General features: G+C 55.1%; 15 protein-coding genes. 2 read left to right on the forward strand and 13 right to left on the reverse strand.

Annotated features, from left to right (window positions below; genetic code table 11):
* Positions 1-13 precede the first annotated feature (13 nt).
* The gene (gene fliD, locus PHACT_RS13485) at positions 14-2,830 is read right to left on the reverse strand and encodes a flagellar filament capping protein FliD (protein ID WP_070118796.1); all 2,817 of its coding nucleotides are present in this window, start codon (positions 2,828-2,830) and stop codon (positions 14-16) included.
* 234 nt (positions 2,831-3,064) lie between these two features.
* On the opposite strand from fliD, the gene PHACT_RS13490 reads away from it, so the two are divergent.
* Positions 3,065-4,105: a hypothetical protein gene (locus tag PHACT_RS13490; RefSeq protein ID WP_070118797.1), complete on the forward strand. Its 1,041-nt coding sequence runs from the start codon at positions 3,065-3,067 to the stop codon at positions 4,103-4,105.
* A gap of 101 nt (positions 4,106-4,206) precedes the next feature.
* Here PHACT_RS13490 and PHACT_RS13495 read toward each other — a convergent pair whose 3' ends face one another.
* Positions 4,207-4,704 carry a flagellar protein FlaG gene (locus PHACT_RS13495; protein ID WP_070118798.1) on the reverse strand — a complete coding sequence of 166 codons (498 nt, stop codon included), beginning with the start codon at positions 4,702-4,704 and terminating at the stop codon, positions 4,207-4,209.
* Between the two features lie 204 nt (positions 4,705-4,908).
* Positions 4,909-8,496, reverse strand: coding sequence for a flagellin N-terminal helical domain-containing protein (locus PHACT_RS16645; RefSeq protein WP_070118799.1), 3,588 nt, complete (start codon positions 8,494-8,496; stop codon positions 4,909-4,911).
* Between the two features lie 220 nt (positions 8,497-8,716).
* Here PHACT_RS16645 and PHACT_RS13505 point away from each other — a divergent pair, with 220 nt between their 5' ends.
* A complete protein-coding gene (locus tag PHACT_RS13505) occupies positions 8,717-9,070 on the forward strand; it encodes a hypothetical protein (protein ID WP_070118800.1) in 354 nt (117 codons plus the stop codon).
* Positions 9,071-9,117: 47 nt separating this feature from the next.
* Here the strand turns inward: PHACT_RS13505 and flgL are convergent, their stop codons facing one another.
* The 10 genes from flgL to flgC all read right to left on the reverse strand — a co-directional run bounded on the left by flgL (position 9,118) and on the right by flgC (position 20,803).
* Positions 9,118-10,362: a flagellar hook-associated protein FlgL gene (flgL, locus tag PHACT_RS13510; protein ID WP_070118801.1), complete on the reverse strand. Its 1,245-nt coding sequence runs from the start codon at positions 10,360-10,362 to the stop codon at positions 9,118-9,120.
* Between the two features lie 19 nt (positions 10,363-10,381).
* On the reverse strand, positions 10,382-13,063 hold the full coding sequence (flgK, locus tag PHACT_RS13515; protein ID WP_070118802.1) for a flagellar hook-associated protein FlgK: 2,682 nt from the start codon (positions 13,061-13,063) through the stop codon (positions 10,382-10,384).
* Between the two features lies 1 nt (position 13,064).
* On the reverse strand, positions 13,065-14,000 hold the full coding sequence (gene flgJ, locus PHACT_RS13520) for a flagellar assembly peptidoglycan hydrolase FlgJ (protein ID WP_211284410.1): 936 nt from the start codon (positions 13,998-14,000) through the stop codon (positions 13,065-13,067).
* A 21-nt stretch (positions 14,001-14,021) separates the two neighbouring features.
* Positions 14,022-15,158 (reverse strand): flagellar basal body P-ring protein FlgI, encoded by a 1,137-nt coding sequence (locus PHACT_RS13525; RefSeq protein ID WP_070118804.1) that lies wholly within the window; start codon positions 15,156-15,158, stop codon positions 14,022-14,024.
* 75 nt (positions 15,159-15,233) lie between these two features.
* Positions 15,234-15,908, reverse strand: a complete 675-nt coding sequence (flgH, locus tag PHACT_RS13530; RefSeq protein ID WP_070118805.1) for a flagellar basal body L-ring protein FlgH — start codon at positions 15,906-15,908, stop codon at positions 15,234-15,236.
* 51 nt (positions 15,909-15,959) lie between these two features.
* Complete coding sequence (gene flgG / locus PHACT_RS13535; protein WP_070118806.1) at positions 15,960-16,745, reverse strand: flagellar basal-body rod protein FlgG; 786 nt, start codon at positions 16,743-16,745, stop codon at positions 15,960-15,962.
* 36 nt (positions 16,746-16,781) lie between these two features.
* Positions 16,782-17,522 carry a flagellar basal-body rod protein FlgF gene (gene flgF / locus PHACT_RS13540; protein WP_070118807.1) on the reverse strand — a complete coding sequence of 247 codons (741 nt, stop codon included), beginning with the start codon at positions 17,520-17,522 and terminating at the stop codon, positions 16,782-16,784.
* 56 nt (positions 17,523-17,578) lie between these two features.
* Positions 17,579-19,618 (reverse strand): flagellar hook-basal body complex protein, encoded by a 2,040-nt coding sequence (locus PHACT_RS13545; RefSeq protein WP_070118808.1) that lies wholly within the window; start codon positions 19,616-19,618, stop codon positions 17,579-17,581.
* A gap of 48 nt (positions 19,619-19,666) precedes the next feature.
* On the reverse strand, positions 19,667-20,341 hold the full coding sequence (locus tag PHACT_RS13550) for a flagellar hook assembly protein FlgD (RefSeq protein WP_070118809.1): 675 nt from the start codon (positions 20,339-20,341) through the stop codon (positions 19,667-19,669).
* Between the two features lie 21 nt (positions 20,342-20,362).
* Positions 20,363-20,803 carry a flagellar basal body rod protein FlgC gene (gene flgC, locus PHACT_RS13555; RefSeq protein ID WP_070118810.1) on the reverse strand — a complete coding sequence of 147 codons (441 nt, stop codon included), beginning with the start codon at positions 20,801-20,803 and terminating at the stop codon, positions 20,363-20,365.
* Positions 20,804-20,805 lie beyond the last annotated feature (2 nt).

The raw sequence follows: 20,805 nt of genomic DNA on the forward strand, positions 1-20,805 counted from the left end.
TCAAGTGTTGGCGTCATTCACGCTTGGGCGTGACCAGTGCCTCGAGCATTTCCAGCTGCGAGGTCAAAAAATCAGCGGTGGTGTTGAACCGTGAAATGATCAGGTCGTTAGCAGTAAACGACGATTGCAGGCGTCGCTCGGAGCGTTCCATGCGCTCTTCAAGTTCAACACGGCGCTCGGCTATGCTCTCCAACTCACCGTTCAGGGACTCCTGTCGGCCACTCAGGACACCGCCGGGTTCCAGGAACGCGGTAAGCAGCGTATTCATCCGGTCCGCCGCACCACGCGCATAATCAATGGTGCCGCGATCACCAGTCTCGCCGCCATTTACCCGAATTCGAAGTCCGGATGACGGGTCAGGCTCGCCGCTGGCAGCCACACCGGCTTCGCCGCGGGCGCCACGACCAATGCTGAAGCCCAGGAGGCTGCCGGCGTTTCCATCAAGCTGGGCAATTCGGACACTGGAGGACGCACCGGTTGACTTTGAGATGATGCCGAACGAGCCAGACGGAGTATCGTAATCAACGATGACGCCAACACCGGCCGCTATCATTGCAGGGCTGTTATTGATCACGGTCTGCATGGCGGCAGCAACATCTTCTGGGCTGGTGCTGCCAAGCTCACCGAGTGAGATCGCACCTGATAAAACACCGTCCACCTCAACCCGAAAACTGTCGGCCGATGTGCTGGTTGATAAATCGCCGTGCGCGACGTTCAGATAGAAGCCCTGTCGTGCAGCGATGGCGCCCGTTGAGGCGGTCAGGAACTGGCCATTGCCTTGTGCTTCGATACCATTGATGGTCCCGGCAACATCGACGCCGCGGATGGACGTAACCGGCGCCCCGGAGCCGAGGAATAAACCCAGTTTGCTCGCCGCTGCAAAGTTGACTTCGGTAAACTGGATATCGTCTCCGGCATTGTCGGTAGAGAAAATCAGACGCCCCTGCTCATTGTCGGCATTGTATTCGTAAGCCACGCTGACCGTGATGCCTTCACCGGCGAGCGCATCATTTATTTGCGTTTCCAGCGCGCTCGTCAACTCATCAGGCGTCGTGTAGGTAACCGGCGTGCCCGCATCACCTGGCAAGGCCAGTTCACCGGTGCTAATGCCGTTGATACTAAGCTCGAAGGCGGTACTTGCATCAATCACCAGTGCGTCTGTGAACGGGTCACTGCTCAAGCCACCGGTAGTGGCCAGCGCATTTAGCTGATTGCCTTCAAACGGGCCGCGACTGTCAAGCACCAGCCCCAACGTCGACGCCGCCGCCGACGAGACATCACTGAACCTGATGACCGACTCATTGCCATACCGGTTTGAACTTAATTCAAATCGCGCTTCGTCGGAGTTGAAAACAACAGTCATGGTGTCTTCCGAATCGATCACATCGGCATTACTGTTGATTTTTGACTGTAATTCAACGGCCAGCTCTTCAGCCGTGGCATACGTACCCTCAGTCAGGCTGATATCAATCTCGTTGCCATTAAACACCAGGGTAAACGCATTGTTGTCCGCATCAATGACAATATTGCCCGATGCCAGCGCTGGCACACTTATACCCTGGTAACGACCGATCGTAGCCAGCTGCGTGATTTCAAGCGCATAGCTTCCCGGCTGGGTATTGCGCCCGGCGCCAAGGAAATCAACCTGAGTGTCAGGCACCGTGCCGGTGGCTGCGAACAGACTAGTCACGGCCTGCGGGTCGGCATTGAATGCAGTTTCAAACGCTTCCCGATCAAATGTCAGCTGATAGTTATTGAACTGATCCGAGGTAACACCGACCTCTGCCAACGAATTAAAGGTCGCGCCTGATGTTACCTGTCGCAACGTGCTATTGATCTCCGTCATCATTCGACGCAGCGCCGTGTCGCCAGTTAACAGGCTGCCCTGACCTGAGGTACCGGAATCAGGATCGAACGCCGACAACTGATCGCTTATCGATTTGAGTCCATTGTAGGCATCAACAAAGCCCTGAACTTTATCCATCAGTTCGCCAGGGTCTTTTTCTATTTCCAGATTAACCGGTCCGTCCGTGGTAGCTTTCAGGTTTAATGTGACACCCGGAATGACACCGGCAACCAGATTGTTACTGCGAGTGATGGCAAGACCGTTGACCGTAAACGAGGCATTTTGCGCCGCCTGACTCTGGCTGGCCGTCTGCGATCCAGCATTAAAATTGAATGCATCAAGCCCCGCTGTTCCCGTGCCAGTCAGCTCAATACTCTGATCCGCTCCGGATTCAGCGCTGGTAAACAGAAGCCGGAAGCCACTGCCATCGTCCACAATGGTCGCCTCGACTCCCATATCAGCCTTGTTAACGGCGTCACGTATGCCTGCCAGTGTGTTGTTACTGCTGTTAATGACCAGCGTGCGCCCAGCGACATCGTCGTTGACGGTGAAACCCTGATAAACGCCGCCACCATCAATATCTGTACTACCAAATCGAAAGCTTAGCGTGCCTGTGCCCACCGCTTCGTTAATAGAGGAATAAGCCTGGGTTGCGATCGTCTGTTTTTGCGCAAGCTGCTGAACCTGAACAGAATAATTGCCAGCATCGGCCGTGCTTGCGGCCGTGGCGGTGAGCGCAGACTCGTTGCCAGACACAACTTGGCTGGCGTTAAACGCCGACAGGCTGTTGAGGCCACGCATCGCTGTCTGCAGCTCGCCAACGACGCTGCTGATTTCGCCGAATGCGGACAGCTTGGCCTCGGCAATTTCCTGCTCGACATCCAGACGCTGCTCAACCGGAGCCCGTTCGGCCTCCAGCAGTGACTCCAGCAGCTCGCTAGTCAACAGACCGGAGCCAATACCTAGCGATTGAATAGTTGCCATACACAGTTAGCCGTTTGTTTGATGCCAGTTCGTTGCTAAAGCAATATCCAGGCCAGTCACCACAGGCCATTGGATCCTGCGTTTCTGACCCGCTTATGTACTGGTTATCGGATAGTTGCGGATAATCTTGACCCGTCAGACGGCAAACCTTTGCCGCCCGGTTGATAGCAAAAGCATTGAGTGTCGGCCCCAGCCTCGCTAGAATCGCAATTAACCTAACAGGGAGAAGAAGCTATGTTTATCAGACAACCGCTTGCCAGCAGTCTGCTGCTGCTTGGGGTCGGCATCGTGTCAACGGGTTTACTCTCCGTCACCGTGCTCGCACAACAGGCCGATGAGAGCTATACCGTGCCGCGCACAGCCTATGGCGCGCCTGACTTACAGGGCGTCTGGCGGAACGCGACGGTGACACCGCTGACGCGACCGCGCGAACTGGGTGAGCGTCGGGCCTATACCCAGGAAGAAGCCTTTCAGCTTGAACGCGCTGCGCAGATGGCGGTTGAGCAGGATAACGAGCCACTGGACCCGAATCGACCGCCGCCACCCGCAGAAGATTTACCGCCGGTGGGCAATTACGACCTGTTCTGGACAGATCGCGGCATGTTCATGCCCACCATCGACGGTGAATTCCGCACCTCCATCATCATTGATCCTGCCGATGGCCAGATGCCCGGTTACACCGACGAGTTCCTTGCGGAACGTGCGCGTGAGCGCGAGACTGGCCCTGACCAGTTTGACGGCCCTGAAGGACGCGGTGTCGGTGAACGTTGCCTGTTGTCCTTTGGCTCCAACTCCGGGCCACCCATGCTGCCGGTGATGTACAACAGTCACTACCAGATCGTGCAGTCCCCCGGATACGTGGTCATTGTCGTGGAAATGGTGCATGACGCGCGAATTATCAAGATTCAGGATGAGCATGACGCCAGCGCCGGCATCATGAACAAATGGATGGGCGACTCAATCGGGCGCTGGGAAGGCGACACACTGGTGGTTGAAACACGGCACTTCAATCCCTGGCAGAGTTTTCGCGGGGCATCGGAAAACCTGACCGTGACTGAACGCTTCCGCAAGGAATCCGACAGTAAAATCATCTACAGTTTTACCGTGGATGATCCCACGGTATTCGAGTCCAGCTTCACCGGCGAACTGGCGCTGACTGCCTACGATGACCCACTGTATGAATATGCCTGCCACGAAGGCAACTATGCCCTGGCCGGTACTCTGGCCGGCGCCCGACTGGCCGAGGAAGAGGCACGTCAGGCAGCACAGGACTGATAACCAGCCCTTTAGTGCGGATAGAAGACGCGCGCACAAAAAAGGCGGCCCCATTCACTGGGCCGCCTTTTTTTACAACGATACAGGGGGCGCTCGCCTCGCTAGACCTCGGCCTTGAACAGGGAAATGTGTTCCTCCGAATCAATCTGCTTGGCCAGCTCCAGCGCTGTTTTGGTGTCAAACTGACGCAATACCTTGCGTGACTCACGGTCTACCACAGTGACCGCAGGCTCGTTACTGAAGGGATCGATATCAAATACGATGTCTCGTTTGACGGTCTGCACATAACGATTGAGTTTGGTCACAGCCTGCTCAAGAATCTCTTCCGGCGACTCATCGGCGTCAACAGAGGGGCTACGCCCTGATGTGCTATTGCCTGGCGAGGCCGGGGTCTGGCTGAGGTTTTCCTGGTTGGCGTCACTGCCAGATTTGTGCTGATCTGAATTCTGTTTGCCAGAGCCCTTATTATTGGAACCCTGTTCGTCGGGTGTGTCGTCAGTATGCTCCGCACCCAGCTCGTTATCCACCGGCTGTACAGAATTGACCTTCTCCCTGGTCACAACCGCAGGCTGGAATCGGGTGATACTGATTTCACTCACAGCACGCCTCCCACACAAGCTCCCTGAACCCATAATCCGGGCAAAGGCCCGGACCACATTATGATTCGCCAGCGATTTAATAAAGCCCCTGAATAAAGCCACGACATCATTGTCATGATCTTATTCAGAGGCTCCAGAAAGCGGAAATCCGCCCGGCGTCTACCTTCTTATCGGTAGCAGCCGGGCGGACTTTAGCTTTTTGTTTTACTGGAGCAGTGACAGTACCTGCTGACCAGAGGCATTCGCCTGAGACAGGATGGAGATACCAGCCTGTTGCAGAACCTGTGAACGTGCCAGGTTAGCTGCTTCTGCCGCGAAGTCCGCATCACGGATTCGTGAGTTGGCTGCTGACAGGTTCTCAGAGTTGATCGCCAGGTTGGAGATCGTGGCTTCAAACCGGTTTTGCACCGCACCGAGGTCTGCTCGTGCGCTGTTTACCGAGTTCAAGGCATTGTCGATCGCCGACAGAGCTTCAACCGCGCCCTTCTGGGTAGAGATATCCACCTCATTCAGGAACTGACCAGCGACTGCGCCACCGAAATCACCTTTCTGGAAACCCAGAGCTGCCAGGTCATCATTGCCGTTGGTACCACCAGACAACTCGATGGTGCCTGCAGAGCTCAGCGTTACTGTAGAGTAAGTGGTTGAGGCAACTGCGTCTGCAGCAGCAAGGTCAACGGCACCCGAACCGAAGTCGGACTCCCCAACGCCACCCAGACCAAAGTTAGCAGCGCTTGCGCCGCCGTTGGTATTCATCGCCAACGACACGTTACGACCATCAGCAGCTGTCAGTGTAACGCTGGTACCGTTATCTTCAGCAACCACACCTGTCTGGCCAGTGGCCGCATTGATCTGGTTGACCGCGAAGGCACGGTTTGAGTCAGCATCTGCCTGAACTGTCAGGCCTACATCAACGCCATTCAGGTACAGTGTTGCTGTATTACCGGCAACACCCGATGTTGCTGCAGTCGAGCCAGCAGTTGTGGTTGCGTTAACAGTCGCCGTTACACCCGTAGACTCAGTCGAACGGTTGATGGCTGCCGCGATAGAGATACCTGACGCTTCTTTACTGCTTGATGCAGAGCCCGCGTAGGAAGACGTATCGTCGGTTGCCTTGGCTGCACCGATGTTGATGCTGTTGATCACCATGTCACCTGCCTGCAGGTTAGCGAAGCCGGCAGCACCAGCGTCAACACCCGAGTCAGAGCCAGCGACCAGGCCCAGTTCAGCAGCGGCATTGCCGCCGAGGTTGGCGATGGTGATGGAGCTGCTATCGCCAGTTGTGTTGGACGTGATCACCAGTTCGCCATCGTCGTTGATCGAAGCAGCCGCGCCTGTCAGCTGACCATTGATTTCGTTCAACAGGTCCGCTTCGCTGGCAACGTTGTTATCAACATTGATGCTCTGCACAGTACCGCCATTGACGTAGACATCAAAGGTAGCATTGGTTGGGTTGACCGCGACCACACCGGTATCGGTAGAACCTTCACCCAGTCCCAGTGCTGCAGCAGCATTCACGCTACCAGCATTGTCATTGAAAGTGATGGTATCACCGCCATTGGCATCTTCAGTAAATACCAGCTCGTTGTCGACGTTCAGTGTGGCTGTGAAGCCTGAACCAGCGATGGCGGTGTTGATATCAGCCAGCAACTGTGTATTACCGTCGCCCAGGTTGCCGCCGTTGTCGGCATCCAGGTAGCTGGAGTTCAGCGTAACCGTGTCTGTACCACCGTCAGTTGTTACGATATTGAAAGAAATATCCAGAGCCGCAGTACCCGAATCTGTCGCATTCTGCAGGCCCAGAATGGCACCACCGGCGACACTGCCTTGCGCGTTGCTGACAGTGGCCAGACTGGTCGCGCCAGTGGTGGCGGAGGTGATCACCAGGTTGCCATCGCCGTCCAGAGACGAAGTAGCCACCGCGCCACCAAAATCTGCGTTGATTTCAGCATCAATCGCAGCCAGCAAGGCTGCACTGTTAGCAATGTTGCTGTTCAGGTTGATGGTCTGGGTACCCAGACCATCGATTTCCAGGTCGAATGAGCCGGTTGCCGTGTCAGCGGTGCCCGCATCGGTGTCGTTAGCAGCGGTAAAACCAAACACTGTATCAGCATCAGTCGAAGCAAAACCAGCCGTGAAAATAACGGTTTCTTCAGCGGCTGTATCCTGGGTAAAGGTCAGCTTGGTACCATCGGTCAGCGATGCAGTAAAGCCGGAACCGGCGATCTGGCCATTGATATCAGCCAGCAGCGCGGTATTACCGGACCCTACACCAAGGCCTACCGTGGCATCCGTATAGTTTTGATCGATTGTGACATCGTAGTTAGCGCCATCGACCACACTCAAGGTGAAGGCGACATCGTTAGCGCCGGAGAAGTCTGTACCGGTTGCGGATATATCCACCGTACCGGCAATCTCGGCCGCAACACCATTATTGGTAAAGTCATTGGCAAAAACTGCCAGATCAACACCGGTTGTTGCCGTGGCTGCTGCAGCAGAGGCTACCGAGAAGTCAGTACCGGTTGCGCTCAACTGCACACCACCGTTCAGTGTTGCCAGCTCAGCCTGAACACCAGAGCTGTAGTCAAAGGCCACGTTGGCCGTGCTGGTACCTTCAACCGCACCCGCTTCAGCCGCTGTGCCGGGGCCGGCAACCTGTGCAGTAGAGCTGACGTTGGCAACGCCTGCGTTGTAAGTGCCTGATGCCAGGCCCGCTGCAGCTGTGTTGCTGCCGCTGATGGCAATTTTGTTGGTGCCACTGTCGGCAACCAGAGTGACGCCACCCGTGTAAGTGCCGGATGCGGCCAGACCTGTTGATGCAGCAGTCAAGGCGCCGCTGGTGCTCAGGTCGAGCTCGATGTTTCGGCCATCTTCTGCCACCAGACTTACGCCCAGTGCGCTGTCGCCGGTGTCAATCGCGGTAACACCAGTCAGTGTAGACTGAGCATTAATCGCAGTGACCACAGCAGAACGTGAAGAATCGGCATCAGTTGTTGTTTCGATGCTGATTTCAGTGCCGTTGATAGAGATGCTGCCTGCAAGTGCGGCAGCCGTCATTTCACTACCAGCGGCAACGTTTTCGTCTACCAGTGCGGTTACGCCAGAATCAGCAGAGACGCGATTAATCGCGGCTGCTTTGGAGATTGCACTGGCACTTGCATTGCTGGTTGAAGAGCTATCGTCAGAGGCGCGTGAGGCACCTACTGCAATACCATTGATGACCAGGTCGCCACCACTCAGCGCAGAGCTGGTAGAGGTAGAGCTGATACCGGATTTGTCGGAAACGCCCAGCGTATCTGCTGTCAGTTTGCCGATGGAAACACTGATAGACTCACCTGCGTTCGCGCCCACCTGGAAAGACGTGCTCAGCGAGCCGTCCAGCAGGTTAACACCGTTGAAGTTGGCGCCTTCAGAGACACGCGTCACTTCTTCGATCAGCAGCTGTGCTTCAGCGTTCAGCGCGTCACGGTCAGCAGAACTGTTAGTACCGTTAGATGCCTGCAGTGCCAGTTCACGAATACGCTGCAGTGATTCAGTCATGGAACCCAGTGAACCTTCTGCAGTTTGTGCCAGAGACACACCATCACCTGCGTTACGGATCGCTACGTTCAGACCTTTGATTTGTGATTCGAAACGCGTGGAGATCGCCAAACCGGCCGCATCGTCCTTCGCGCTATTGATTCGCAGACCTGAAGACAGTCTTTCCAGTGCCTGGTTAGTACCAGCCTGTGAACTGTTCAGATTACGCTGCGCGTTCAGTGAAGCAATGTTGGTATTTATGACTTGAGCCATGCTTAGTTACTCCTGAGTTTACTTATTAAACCGAGCCGCATCTGGAGAGTCTTGAATGTGCTCAACCTTATGCGTTATCACGTTTAACGACACAGAAAAACAAAGCTTTAGGCGTGGGGGGGATTTTTTTCGCAGCTCGGCAGAAAATAAATTTCTTTAGAACTTTTTTTGCTTAACGGTTATAGTGATTTACGCTGGAAACTTACCAGGAGCATCACTCATGTCACCACCGGATCAGCCTCATGATCAGAATCAGGAGCGCGCCAGACAAGTCGCTGCATGGCAGGAAATCATGTCTCATTCCGATCAGTTACTGCAACGCGCCAAACGCCAGGACTGGGAAAAACTGGATTACCTGCACGAAAGCCGCGAACAACTGCTTGATCAGTTTTTTCGCGAAGCACTGGTGGAAGACCTGATCCCCATTGTTCAGCGAGACATCAAAATCATTCGCGAACAGGACCGCACTATTGTGGCGATGGTCAAAGAAAACCGTGATCAACTGGGTGCCGAATCAAAGCGCCTGCAGCTGATGAAAAATCGCGTCAAGGAATACCTATCGGCCGATAAATAGTTTCTTTAGGGGAAAACAGGATTTTTTTTAAAGACAGCTAATCAACGTCAGAAGTAATTAAACAGCGACAGCTTACTGACCTTACTGAAACTGGCCTGTGCTGCTTCCAGCACAAAGGTCTCCTGAGTCAACTGACTTATCGCTTTGGCAAAATCAAGGTCTTCCAGTTCCGACAAAGCGGTATCAATCACCAGATCAAAATCATCATTGCTGGATTTTGCGGACTCAACCTGATTCAGGCGCGCACCGACAGCAGCCCGGGTATCCAGCAACTTGCCCTGAGCGCCATCCAGATTGGTGATGGTGCGGGCCAGCGCCTGATCCCGGGTCTGACGATCGGCGGTTGAATTACCGGTCTGCTGCAGCACCTGAATATAGTCTTCGATACCGGCAAGCAGTCCTTTACGGTTATCGGACTCCACCATAAAGGTGTCACCTGGAGCGGGTTGTCCCTGAATACGAACCGACAACCCGTTAAACTCAATATTATTGCCGGAAACGTATCGAATATTTTCGCTGATTACGCGCCCATCGGAAACCTGCCGGATGCTGAAATTGACACCGGGTGGTGACACATCATTTTCCGAATTGAATTCAATCACGGCACTTTCCGGGTAAAAGTTTTCAAACTGTTCACGATTGCGAATGGCAGCGCCGTCGATTTTGGCGGGCGGCACCGCGGTGTTGCTGTCGCTGGCGCTTGCTTTGAAGCCCGCCTCCACGCCGGGAATATTCATGAACACTTCATAACCAGAATCATTGGCCGCAACTGAAGTAACCGGGCCCACCTGAATAAACCGCTGACCTTCATCACCCTGATAGGCATAACGACCATCGGCGCCTTTTTCAAAAGGCTGGGTTTTACCCTGATACCCGGAAAACAGATACTCACCGCTGGCGTCGCGGCTGTTCATCAACTGCGCCATGCCATCAACCAGAGACTGCAACTCTACCGCAATAAAATTACGTTGATCCTTGTTGAGGGCGGCATTGCCCGACTGGGTAATCAGCTCCTGCGCTTTTTGTATCTGATCACTGATGCCGGCGATCGCAGTCTCTTCACGCTGCAGACGATTGTTCAACGTAGACAGACTATTGTTGAACTGGTTGGTATTGGCTTTTTCCTGTTTGAGCTGCAGGATACGCGCAGCCGCGATCGGATCATCCGCCGGGGACAAAACTTTCTTGCCAGTCGACAGCTGTTCCTGAGTACGATTGGCCGCTTTTTGCACGTCCAGCATGGCATTAAGGCCGCGGTTGTAAATCTGGCTGGTTGATAATCTGACAGTCATTTAGAGATCACCTCGGCAATTACATATTAAGCAGGGTATCGAAAAGATCCCGTGCCAACCCGATCAGACGTGCAGATGCATTGTAGTGCTGTTCCAGTTGAATCAGTCGCGCGGCTTCCTCCTCCAGGTTGACGCCAGACACCGACTGCATGGCATCCATGGATTGTCGCAACATGGACTCGCTGGCACTTTGATTGACACGCGCCTGGCTGGTCAGTATGCCCAGTTTCTCCGCCAGCTGACCGTATGCTTCCTGATAGGTCAGATTACCTTCAGACAACACCGATTTGCTGCCCAGTGCCAGCATGGCAGCACCATTACGACTGTCCGCCGAACCATTCTTGTTATAGCTGACAGTAAATGTATCACCCGCCTTGGGCTGTCCATCCGGGCCGCTGCCGCTGGTCATGCTGATCTGTATGCCCAGAAAGTTCTTCTGTGCCGTGGGCGAGGCACCAAACAGTCCAGTACTGATATCAGAGCTCAATTCGGTATTGGCCGCCAGTTGCACGTCCATTTTGCCGCCCACGGTAAAGTCCACTGCCGGATCTGCCGGCAATGGTGCCGTGATCAGATCAGCCCCGTCTCCCACCGTCAGCGAGCCACCGCCATCGACACTGAAGTTCAGGTCGATACCGGTGTTGGCAAACACGCTGAGTTTAACGCCATCACTTTTTGCAGTAATGCCCAGTGCAGCGAGGTCCGGATTACCGTTGATACGGTCGCGCAGAAAATCAGCGGTCAATGGAACTGGCACGTCCTGCGCCACCGATTCGCCGGGCAGCACGAAGTCGGGGTCGGTAATATCCACGCCATTCAATGTCAGCTGCAGGGCTTCACCGGGCCCACCTGCGGTAAAATCCTGCAGGCTGGTCTGGGTATAGGCGGTGGCACTGACACCGCTGAGCGCAGACAATCTGCGGGCAGTGACTGAAGCCTCTTCGCCGGCAGCAGCCGTGACGCTTTGCTGTTTAATAAAACCGGTGTCAGGATCAGTGGTTTCCAGAGTAATGACCTCACCCGGATAACCATTGTTGGTCGATGCCAATTGCAACAGACCAGCGACGGCGGTGTCGGTACTGACAGTGGTGCCATCGGGATCGGTCGGTAACAGCGGGTTCTGGGAACCGGGCACAAACGGCAGGTTTCTCAACGGCGGATCCAGCTGGACAGGATTGGCCGGGTTGGAGTAGTCCAGCACATCGTAGGTTGTGGCCGACGTAAAGCGAATGCCCAGCGGCGGACTGAAACTGCCATTTTTGGCAAAAAACGCCGTATCCGTACTGATCACCTGAGAGCTGAGAAGCTCGGCACCACCCTGGTTACCACTGGCCGTATCGATGCGTAGCGGCGAGGCAAAAGCGAATTCCTCCGACCGTGTAATCTGCATTTGCATCTGGCCCACACCCGTTCGGGTCGGTTGCAACAGAAAACGATCGCCGGCCGTGAACGTGCCTTCATCTATATGCAGCGTAAAGCCGTCGATACTGATCTCTTGTGGGCGGGCTTCGCTCAACATGCCCTTTTCCATGACTTCGCCATCGGATTTACGCACAATGTTGTATTGTTGTCCGCCAGGCCCCGGAAAGGTCAGTTCGTAGTCACTGGTCGTCAAAGCGGCCAGATCGTCAATGGTGATACTCATGTCTTTGTTATAAGGCGGTGAGTTGCGGCTGTCGGCCCGAACCCGTTCGCTGGCAACGTCAGCCTTATTGATGTCGGCGAACACACCACCGCCGAGACTGCCCTCAAGATCCATGCCCAGTTTGTTCTGCTGGTTTATGCCATCCGTAATGGCCAGCCCGATACGCCCCAGCGAATTCAGCGCAGGGTCCAGTGCTTCGTTGCGGAAACGCACCAGCCCGCCCAGCTCGCCACCGGCCATCTGCCGGGTAATGTTTTGCAGAGAGTTACCTTTGCTGAAGAACAGCTCATACCGACTGGAGTCCTGGTTGCCCGGCCCTGCGATCAGCTTCTGGGTTTCAGCCCCCACCACCAGCGGCTGGTTCTGGCCAATAAACACGTCCATGCCGCCGTCTTCGCGATCGATGGTGCTGACATTGACATACTGTGACAATTCGCGAACCAATGTATCGCGCTCATCCAGCAGATCGTTCGGACTCTGACCTGTGCCACCGCCCTGAGCATCGGCAATCACCTGGTTCAGCTCAGCAATCTGCTGACCCAGCGAGGTGACTGTGCCAGCGGCCGCCTGCATCTGTTTATTGACCGACAGGTTCTGTTCCAGCAACCGAGATTCCACGCCTTCAAAACTGGACACCATCTGCTGGGTCTGGGACATCAACAGCTGTCTGCCCAGCAGCGAACCGGGGTCATTGACGGCTTCATTCAGCGCATCAAAATAACCATTCATGGCATTCGCCAGGCTGGTCTGTTCCGAGGCCAGCAGGTTATTGGTCTGCGAGATATTGAACAGGTAGGTATCGTAGTCGCTGAGCGCACCGATATCCTGAACCACCTGGTCGACCAGATGTTTTTCGGTGTTGCGGTATATGTCATTGACCTGCACACCGGTACCAAGATAGCCGGCAGCGGTGCGTGTTGAAATCGTGGTCGACTGCGATACCGACTGGCGGCTATAGCCTTCGGTGTTGGCGTTAACGATATTGTTACCGGTGACCGACAGGGCTGTCTGATTCAGGCGAATGCCGCTGATCGCGGTGTTGATCAGGTTGCTCATCTCAGTTCACTCCCTGTCCGGATTCCAGCGCAGGGCTGCGCAAAACGCGACTGATCTTGTCGGCATAGTGTGGATCAGTCGCATAGCCGGCATCCTGCAAATGCTGGCCAAACGCATCAGCGTTCGTGGCATGCTGCAAGGCGGGCGCATAGCGCGGCTGCGAGCGAAGCAGATCAACGTAGTCCCGGAAGCTTTCTTCAAACGAACCGTAGGCTCTGAAGCTGGCCTGCTCACGTTGCATGGCACCGTCGCGGAATTCCAGCGTGCTGACACTGACCCGATCACCCTGCCAGCTGTCGCCGGCCTTGATACCAAACAGGTTATAGCTGGGTTTGCCATCAGCACCCGAAATCATTTTCTGGCCCCAACCGGTTTCCAGCGCCGATTGCGCGATCATCACGCGTGGATCAACGCCCAATTCAGGGGCAACTGATTCGGCAATCGGCAACAATTGCTGAACAAATGCGTCAGGTGACTCAAATTCGTGACTGACCGGCGCCATTTCCGGTTTGCTACGCGAGTCTGCAGACAGTTCAGGCATGATCGATGTCGGCACCACCTGGCGCGCCGAACCGGGGTAACGACGATCATTGTTCAGTGTACGGTCCAGCTCACGACCGTCGACCGCTGCCGGTTCATAACGCTGCATCAACTGCCGGTGCAGCGTGTCGGCCAGACCGACACCGCCTGCGTTGGCAATCTCCAGGCTTATCTGGTTATCAAAACTTTCCTGATGGAATTTGGTTTCGTTGCTGCGCAGATAATTCTCGGAGAACAGCGCTTCTTCCCCTGCACGCATGCCTTTCAGCATGATATTGATAAACATGGACTCAAACTGCTTGGCCACTTCACGCAAAGCCTCGGGCGAATTCTCACGCCCCAGCTGGCTGATGGCATTCAAACCACCCACATTGGTGTAAACAGATGCATCTTGCATGCTGATGGTCATGACCAATCCTCAGATCACAATCAGGTCAGCGCGCAGGGCGCCGGACTGTTTCAGGGCCTCAAGAATGGCGGCCAGATCACCCGGCGCCGCCCCCACTGCATTGATCGCCTGCACAATATCTGAAAGCGTGGTGCCAGCATCAAACAGAAACATGCGGCTGTCCTCTTCAGTGACATTGATATTGGTCTGCGGCACTACCACGGTTTCTCCGTCTGAAAACGGGGCCGGCTGGCTGACACCAAAACTTTCCGAAATAGTCACACTCAGACTGCCGTGGGTTATCGCAGCCGGAGATACCCGGACATGTTCGCCGATGACAATGGTCCCGGTGCGAGAATTGACAATGACCCTGGCAGACGCTTCGCCCTGCTGAATCTGAATATTCTCCAGTTCGGATACATAAGCAACCCGCGCCTGCGGGTCAGCCGGTGCCCGCACCTTGACAGAAACCGCATCCACGGCTTCGGCAGTACCGGCACCCATGAAGTCATTGATGGCTTTTGACAGTCGACGCGCCGAGGTGAAATCGGCACGCTTCAGGTTAAAGGTAATGTGATCGCCAACATTAAACCCGGTCAATACTTCGCGCACGGTCTGAGCACCACCAGGAATACGCCCGACGCTGGGAATATTGATGGTAATGCTGGAACCATCAGCGCCCTGGACACCCAGGCCACCCACCACCAGATTGCCCTGAGCAATGGCATACACTTCGCCATCAATACCGGTGAGCAGTGTGCGCTCCAGCGTACCCCCACGCAGACTCGCGGCATTGGCCAGAGACGACACCGTGATATCAATATTCTGACCGGGCTTGGTGAACGCCGGCATTTCTGCCTGCACTGACACAATGGCGACATTACGCAACTGAAAAGTCTGTCCGGCGGGCATGGGAATGCCAAACTGGTCGAGGTAGGCAGCGAACGATTCAGCGGTAAACGGTGCCTGCGTGGTCTGGTCGCCAGAGCCGTCCAGACCAGTAACCAGGCCAACGCCGGTCAACTGGTTCGACTGCACACCGTTCAACGTGGCAATGTCCTTGACCCGATCCGCGTGCGCCGGGGCCACCAACATCAACAACTGCATCGCAACCAGGATACTGGCAACAATAGACTTTTTGATCTGTTTGCGTTGTTGATTAAACATGGTGTGCCTCAATTCTGTGTTACCGACAGGTGTAAAATATTGATGTTGTGCGTGGTCAGTCGCCCGGCCAGAGCTTTATAGTGGCCACCAGCGACTGACAAAAAACTTGCTCAATGCACCCGGCTCATTGCTGTCAGCCAGCGTGCCGGTGCCGCTGTAGGCAATTCTCACGTCGGCAACTCGCGTTGACGCAATGGTGTTGTCCGGTGCAATGTCAGCCGTGCGCACCAGCCCGCTGATGCGTATGAATTCGCTGCCGCGGTTGATCTGCAGCCACTTCTCACCGCGCACTTCCAGCAGGCCGTTGGGCAGCACATCGGTAACCGTGACGGTAATATTGCCCAACAACTGATTGCTTTGGTCGCTGTTGGCGGAACCGTCAAAGTCAGAGCCGCCGCCCACCGATGTGGTGGTATCAAAGACATTGCCCAGTAGCGTCGAATCACCGACATTTGCCGAGCTGTCGCGACTGAAGGACGTGCCCGATGACTTGGTGGCGCTGGTCGCCTCATTGAGATTGATGGTCAGTACATCGCCCACCCGGTGGGCCCGACGTTGATACAGGTTGACTGCGGTTGCCTGATGGTAAATGGCACCGTTGGCTGTTCGTTCCGGAGCCTGCTGCCAGGAAGACACCGGTGCATAGCGCGGATCATCAGGGCTTGGCGGCGCCGGGTAGCGCGAGGCACAGGCGGTCACAACCAGCACGGGCAGCAGAATCAGGGCCTGAATCAGTTGTTGTTTTCGCATCACACCTTTCCTCATTTTGGGTTACTTACGGCGACTGTCTTCAGGTTCCGATTACAGGTTCTGGGTGACGAACTGCAACATCTGGTCAGCACTGGAGATGACACGCGAGTTCATTTCATAGGCGCGCTGGGTAGTGATCATATCCACCAGTTCTTCCACCACTTCAACATTGGAATTTTCCAGCGAGCCCTGCACGATCAGACCGAGACCATTGGTTCCCGGTGCAGACTGTTGCGGATTACCGCTGGACACCGTTTCGGCGTACAGATTGCCACCCAATGCCTGCAAACCGGCCGGGTTAACAAAGTCCACCAGCGTCAGGTTGCCGATATTGACCGGCTGTGACTGACCCGGCAATGCAGCTGTTACCACGCCGTCGGTGCCGATGGTCAGTGATTGCGCACCCTGTGGTACGGTCAGACCCGGATTGATCAGCATACCGGACGCGGTGACCAGTTCACCGTCAGCGCTCAGGTGAAACTGACCATCACGGGTAAACGAGGTACTGCCATCGGGCATCTGCACTTCAAAGAAACCACGGCCATTGATTGCAGCGTCCAACGGCTCACCGGTATTCTGCAGCGCGCCCTGGGTGTGTATTTTTTGTGTGCCGACAACCCGAACACCGGTACCCAACTGCAAGCCTGAAGGCAATTCGGTATTCTGGGTGGAATTGGCACCGGGCTGACGCTGGATCTGATACAGCAGATCTTCAAACACAACACGATCACGTTTGAAACCGTTGGTTGCCACGTTCGCCAGGTTGTTGGAAATCGCGGTCAGGCGTTTATCCTGAGCGGCCAGACCGGTCTGTGATACATAAAGAGCTGAGTGCATATTGTTAACTCCCCAACGGGTTCGTCACTTATCTGATTACTGTATTTGCAAAAGCCGTGCCGATGCTTCGGAATTCTGTTGCACGGTCTGCATGAGTTTGACATTCATTTCATAACTGCGAGCCAGGTTGATCATTTCAACCATGGCATCAACCACGTTCACGTTACTGCTTTCCAGGTAGCCGGATACCACCGTCACCTCGGCATCAGCCACGGAATCCGTGCCATCAGCACGACGAAACAGGCCGTCACCGCCTTTAACCAGCTGCTCATTGCCCGGATTAACCAGCTTGATGCGATCGATCGACGCCAGCACTTCGGCCCCCTGCCCCAGCTCACGAATTGACACGGTGCCATCGTTGCCGATAGAGACAGACTCATACGGTGGCAATGCCACGGGACCATTGTTGCCGAGAACCGGCAAGCCGCTGCCGGTCAGCAGTTCACCGAACGGGCTCACCGACATATCGCCCGCACGCGTGTAGGCTTCCGAACCATCGGGTGCCTGCACTGCAATCCAGCCCTCGCCCTGAACAGCAATATCCAGCGCGTTGGCAGTTTGCTGCAGCGCGCCCGGGCTAAAGTCACTGGCAGGGTTCTCTGCCATGCTGAACACACGTGACGGCATGCCAGGGCCAAACGCCTGCATGGAGCGCGCCTGTTCCAGGTCAGCCCGAAAGCCTGTGGTACCGGCGTTGGCCATGTTATGCGCATGAATGGTCTGCGCACGCATGGTCTGCGATGCGCCGGTCATGCTGATGTAAATTGCCTTGTCCATGATGAGCCCCGATCCGCGGGCAGGTTATGACGCCTGCCCCACTGTCATGTTAGTGATTACAGGTTGATGATGGTCTGGGTCGCAGTGTCCTGCGCCGAGATCACCTGGGCAGCCGCCTGATAGTTACGCTGCGAAATGATCAGCTGTACCAGTTGTGCCGGCAGGTCAACATTGGAGTCCTCAAGCGCGCCGGACTGGATGGCACCCAGACCTGCGGTGCCGGCACCCGACACTGACGCCGTACCCGATTCACTGGTTTCACCAAATTTGGTGCCACCCAGGTTCGACAGTCCGGCCGGGTTTGAGAAGTTGGCCAGCGCCACCTCGCCAAGAGCACGTGACTGACCGTTAGAGAAACGGGCTGACACCAGACCACGGTCGTTGATTTCCAGACCGGTCAACTGACCTTTGGCAAAACCATCCTGGTTGTTTGACTGTACCGAGAAATCACCACCAAATTGAGTCAATGCGCTCAGGTCAATGGTAAAGTTGGAGTTGGTCAATTGCTCGGCCACGTTGGGGTCACCTGGAATCGGACCGGCACCCTGCTGACGGCCCAGGTTATCGACCGGCGTCCAGTTGGTGATCTGAATGGGTGTCTGGTTGGGGTCATAAATACCGTTGTTGTCAAAGCGCAGGTCAAAACGCGCCAGCACCGGCTCACCATCGGTGGAGTTGGGATCATAACCAATGTTGCGATTATCGACCTGCAGGTAAACACTCCACAGGTTATTGCTGCCGGTTTCATCCGGGCGCTCTTTGACAAAATATTTGGTCAGGGAGTGCTGGTTACCCAAGGAGTCATAAATGGTCACAGCGGTCGAACGATAGTAGGTGTCCGGATTGGTCGGATCAAACTGATTGGTCGAAAACGGAATACCATCAAGTGCGTCTTCCGCGCTGATATCACCAAAGATACTTCCGGTCACTACGGCCTGGTCAATGGCATTGCCATCACTGTCTGCCGTAGCCGCTGCAAACGTGACATTTTCTTCCAGCGTGAAGTTCACGATACCGCCGACCAGTACTGAGTCACCGGTTGTGGTATCGACGCTCACAGGCCCATCCGGGGATCGTGTGTATTCCTCATCGGTGCTGTCGTAGTCAGACCCATAAACATCAAACGTACCTGCACCGGTTGCTCCGCCATGGAAGCGCAGATCTGCCCCGGTATTATGGGTCACTTCCAGGTCTGTACCACCAACAACACGCGCGCTGACGTTGGTGACGGTCGCATTAACAGCATCAGCCAGAGCCTGCAGTTCGTCAGCCACCACCGCTGGGGCAGTAAAGTCACCAGTAAAGTTAAGCCCACCAATATTGAAGTTGACAGGGCCGGCGTTAAAGTTAGTCAGGTAAGCAACACTGGTTGCGCGTGCTGTGACACCGTTAACTGCGGAGAACTGCTGCGCGACCGCGTTAGCCGATGAATGCTCGGCAACATCAACCAGACGCGTCACATTATCGCTACCAACCACACTGATCGAGTTGGCTTCATATCCGTTCTCCAATGCATCCCCGGCCGCTATCGCAACAGGCGCTGCAGAGCGACCATTGTTACTGGTGATGGTGGTGCCAACCAGCGCGGAAGGCTGTGCACTGGCGTCCAGGTTGATCACAGATGACACGGTAGTGGTAGCACGCGGTGGAATCTCACCGGTGGTCACGCGCAGATCTTCCAGCGGGCCGCCGCCAGTTGGCTGCCCGGTTGGTGACGGTGAAAAGCCCTGCAGACGTTCGCCAGAGCCGGTCACAATAAAGCCGTTTCGGTCAGTACCAAAGGCACCTGCCCGTGTGTAACTGACACCTGATTCACCACTCAACACGAAAAAGCCTTCACCGTTAATCGCCATATCCAGTGTACTGTTGGTGAAACTGATATTGCCCTGGTTAAAATTCTGTTTGATTTCCTGCAGCGTGACACCGCTACCGGCCTGCGTGCCACCACCGCCCAGCACTGATGCCGCGTAAACGTCGCCAAAAACAGTACGCGACGACTTAAAGCCCGTGGTACTGGAGTTGGAAATGTTGTTACCTGTAACGCTGATTTCCTGCTGCGCTGCATTGAGCGCACTCAAACCGATAATAAAACTCATGGTGACACCTCGTTAATCTGAAATTGTTTGATTTTGAATGTTGTGTTGTTAATTAATCTGGATGATGTCATCCATTGCAACCTTGCCGATACCGGCCAGGTTCAAGGTCAGGCCACCACTGGCTTCAATCGTGACGCTGTTGACATTGGCGCTCAGGTAAGTCGGAATTGAGCTGGACTCACCGCCGCTGGATGCTGATACTTCAAAATAGTAGTTACCGGGCGGGAAACGTTCATCGTTGGCATTCATTCCTGTCCAGATAAACTCCTGTTTGCCCTCTGGCTGTTGTCCCAGTTCAAAACTGTCGACAATTTCGCCGCCCTTGTTATAGACGGTCAGGGACGCTGACTGCACAGCGCTGTCAAAATCTGCCAGCACACTGATCGCACCGCTTTCTCCCAATGGACTGAAATCAGATTCCACATGAACCGGACGCCCGACCAGAGAGGTCGCCTGCAGGTGTTGTGTCGACTGGAATGCAGACGCGAACTGCTGGAAGTTGCCGCCCATTTTCTGGGTTTCTTCAAGCTGGGAGAACTGCGCCAGTTGCGCAATGAACTCACCGTTCTCTTCCGGTTTGGTCGGATCCTGGTTCTCCAGCTGGGCAACCAGCAGTTTCAGGAAGGCATCACGACCCAGCTCGTTGTTATTCTCTTTCTTCTCCTGAGCCGGCGCGTATTCGGTCAGCACTCTGGATAATGCGGTGTTGTTGTTAATTTCCATGCTCTATACTCCTGATGCCGCTCAACCCTGACCCAGCGTCAGTACACGCTGCATCATGGTTCTGGCTGCTGACATGACATCCACATTAAGCTGGAACGCCCGTGACGATGAAATCATATTGGTCATTTCTTCCACGATGTCGACGTTAGGGTAAAAAACGTACCCTTCTTCGTTTGCCATCGGATTGCCTGGTTCGTAGCGCGGTTGCAGCGGCCGTGAGTCTTCCACAATACCCGCCACACGAACGCTGGTGGATGCATTGCCATGTGCCGGATCGGCAAAGGCGTCCTGCATCGCCGCATTCATGACCGGCATGAACACCGGATGACGCGCGCGATAGGTCTGTTCAACACTGCTCGCTGCGCTGTTGGCATTGGCCATGTTACTGGCGGTGGTATTCAGTCGCAGGGACTGGGCGCTCATGCCGGAACCGGCGATATCAAACACTCCCATCAGGCTCATGC

The sequence above is a fragment of the Pseudohongiella acticola genome (assembly GCF_001758195.1).
GTDB classification, from domain to species: domain Bacteria; phylum Pseudomonadota; class Gammaproteobacteria; order Pseudomonadales; family Pseudohongiellaceae; genus Pseudohongiella; species Pseudohongiella acticola.

Coding starts and splice junctions, on each gene's coding strand:
- fliD (WP_070118796.1), bottom strand. CDS start 2,830: ATGGCAACTATTCAATCGCTAGGTATTGGCTCCGGTCTGTTGACTAGC.
- PHACT_RS13490 (WP_070118797.1), top strand. CDS start 3,065: ATGTTTATCAGACAACCGCTTGCCAGCAGTCTGCTGCTGCTTGGGGTC.
- PHACT_RS16645 (WP_070118799.1), bottom strand. CDS start 8,496: ATGGCTCAAGTCATAAATACCAACATTGCTTCACTGAACGCGCAGCGT.
- PHACT_RS13505 (WP_070118800.1), top strand. CDS start 8,717: ATGTCACCACCGGATCAGCCTCATGATCAGAATCAGGAGCGCGCCAGA.
- flgL (WP_070118801.1), bottom strand. CDS start 10,362: ATGACTGTCAGATTATCAACCAGCCAGATTTACAACCGCGGCCTTAAT.
- flgK (WP_070118802.1), bottom strand. CDS start 13,063: ATGAGCAACCTGATCAACACCGCGATCAGCGGCATTCGCCTGAATCAG.
- flgJ (WP_211284410.1), bottom strand. CDS start 14,000: ATGCAAGATGCATCTGTTTACACCAATGTGGGTGGTTTGAATGCCATC.
- PHACT_RS13525 (WP_070118804.1), bottom strand. CDS start 15,158: ATGTTTAATCAACAACGCAAACAGATCAAAAAGTCTATTGTTGCCAGT.
- flgH (WP_070118805.1), bottom strand. CDS start 15,908: ATGCGAAAACAACAACTGATTCAGGCCCTGATTCTGCTGCCCGTGCTG.
- flgG (WP_070118806.1), bottom strand. CDS start 16,745: ATGCACTCAGCTCTTTATGTATCACAGACCGGTCTGGCCGCTCAGGAT.
- flgF (WP_070118807.1), bottom strand. CDS start 17,522: ATGGACAAGGCAATTTACATCAGCATGACCGGCGCATCGCAGACCATG.
- PHACT_RS13545 (WP_070118808.1), bottom strand. CDS start 19,618: ATGAGTTTTATTATCGGTTTGAGTGCGCTCAATGCAGCGCAGCAGGAA.
- PHACT_RS13550 (WP_070118809.1), bottom strand. CDS start 20,341: ATGGAAATTAACAACAACACCGCATTATCCAGAGTGCTGACCGAATAC.
- flgC (WP_070118810.1), bottom strand. CDS start 20,803: ATGAGCCTGATGGGAGTGTTTGATATCGCCGGTTCCGGCATGAGCGCC.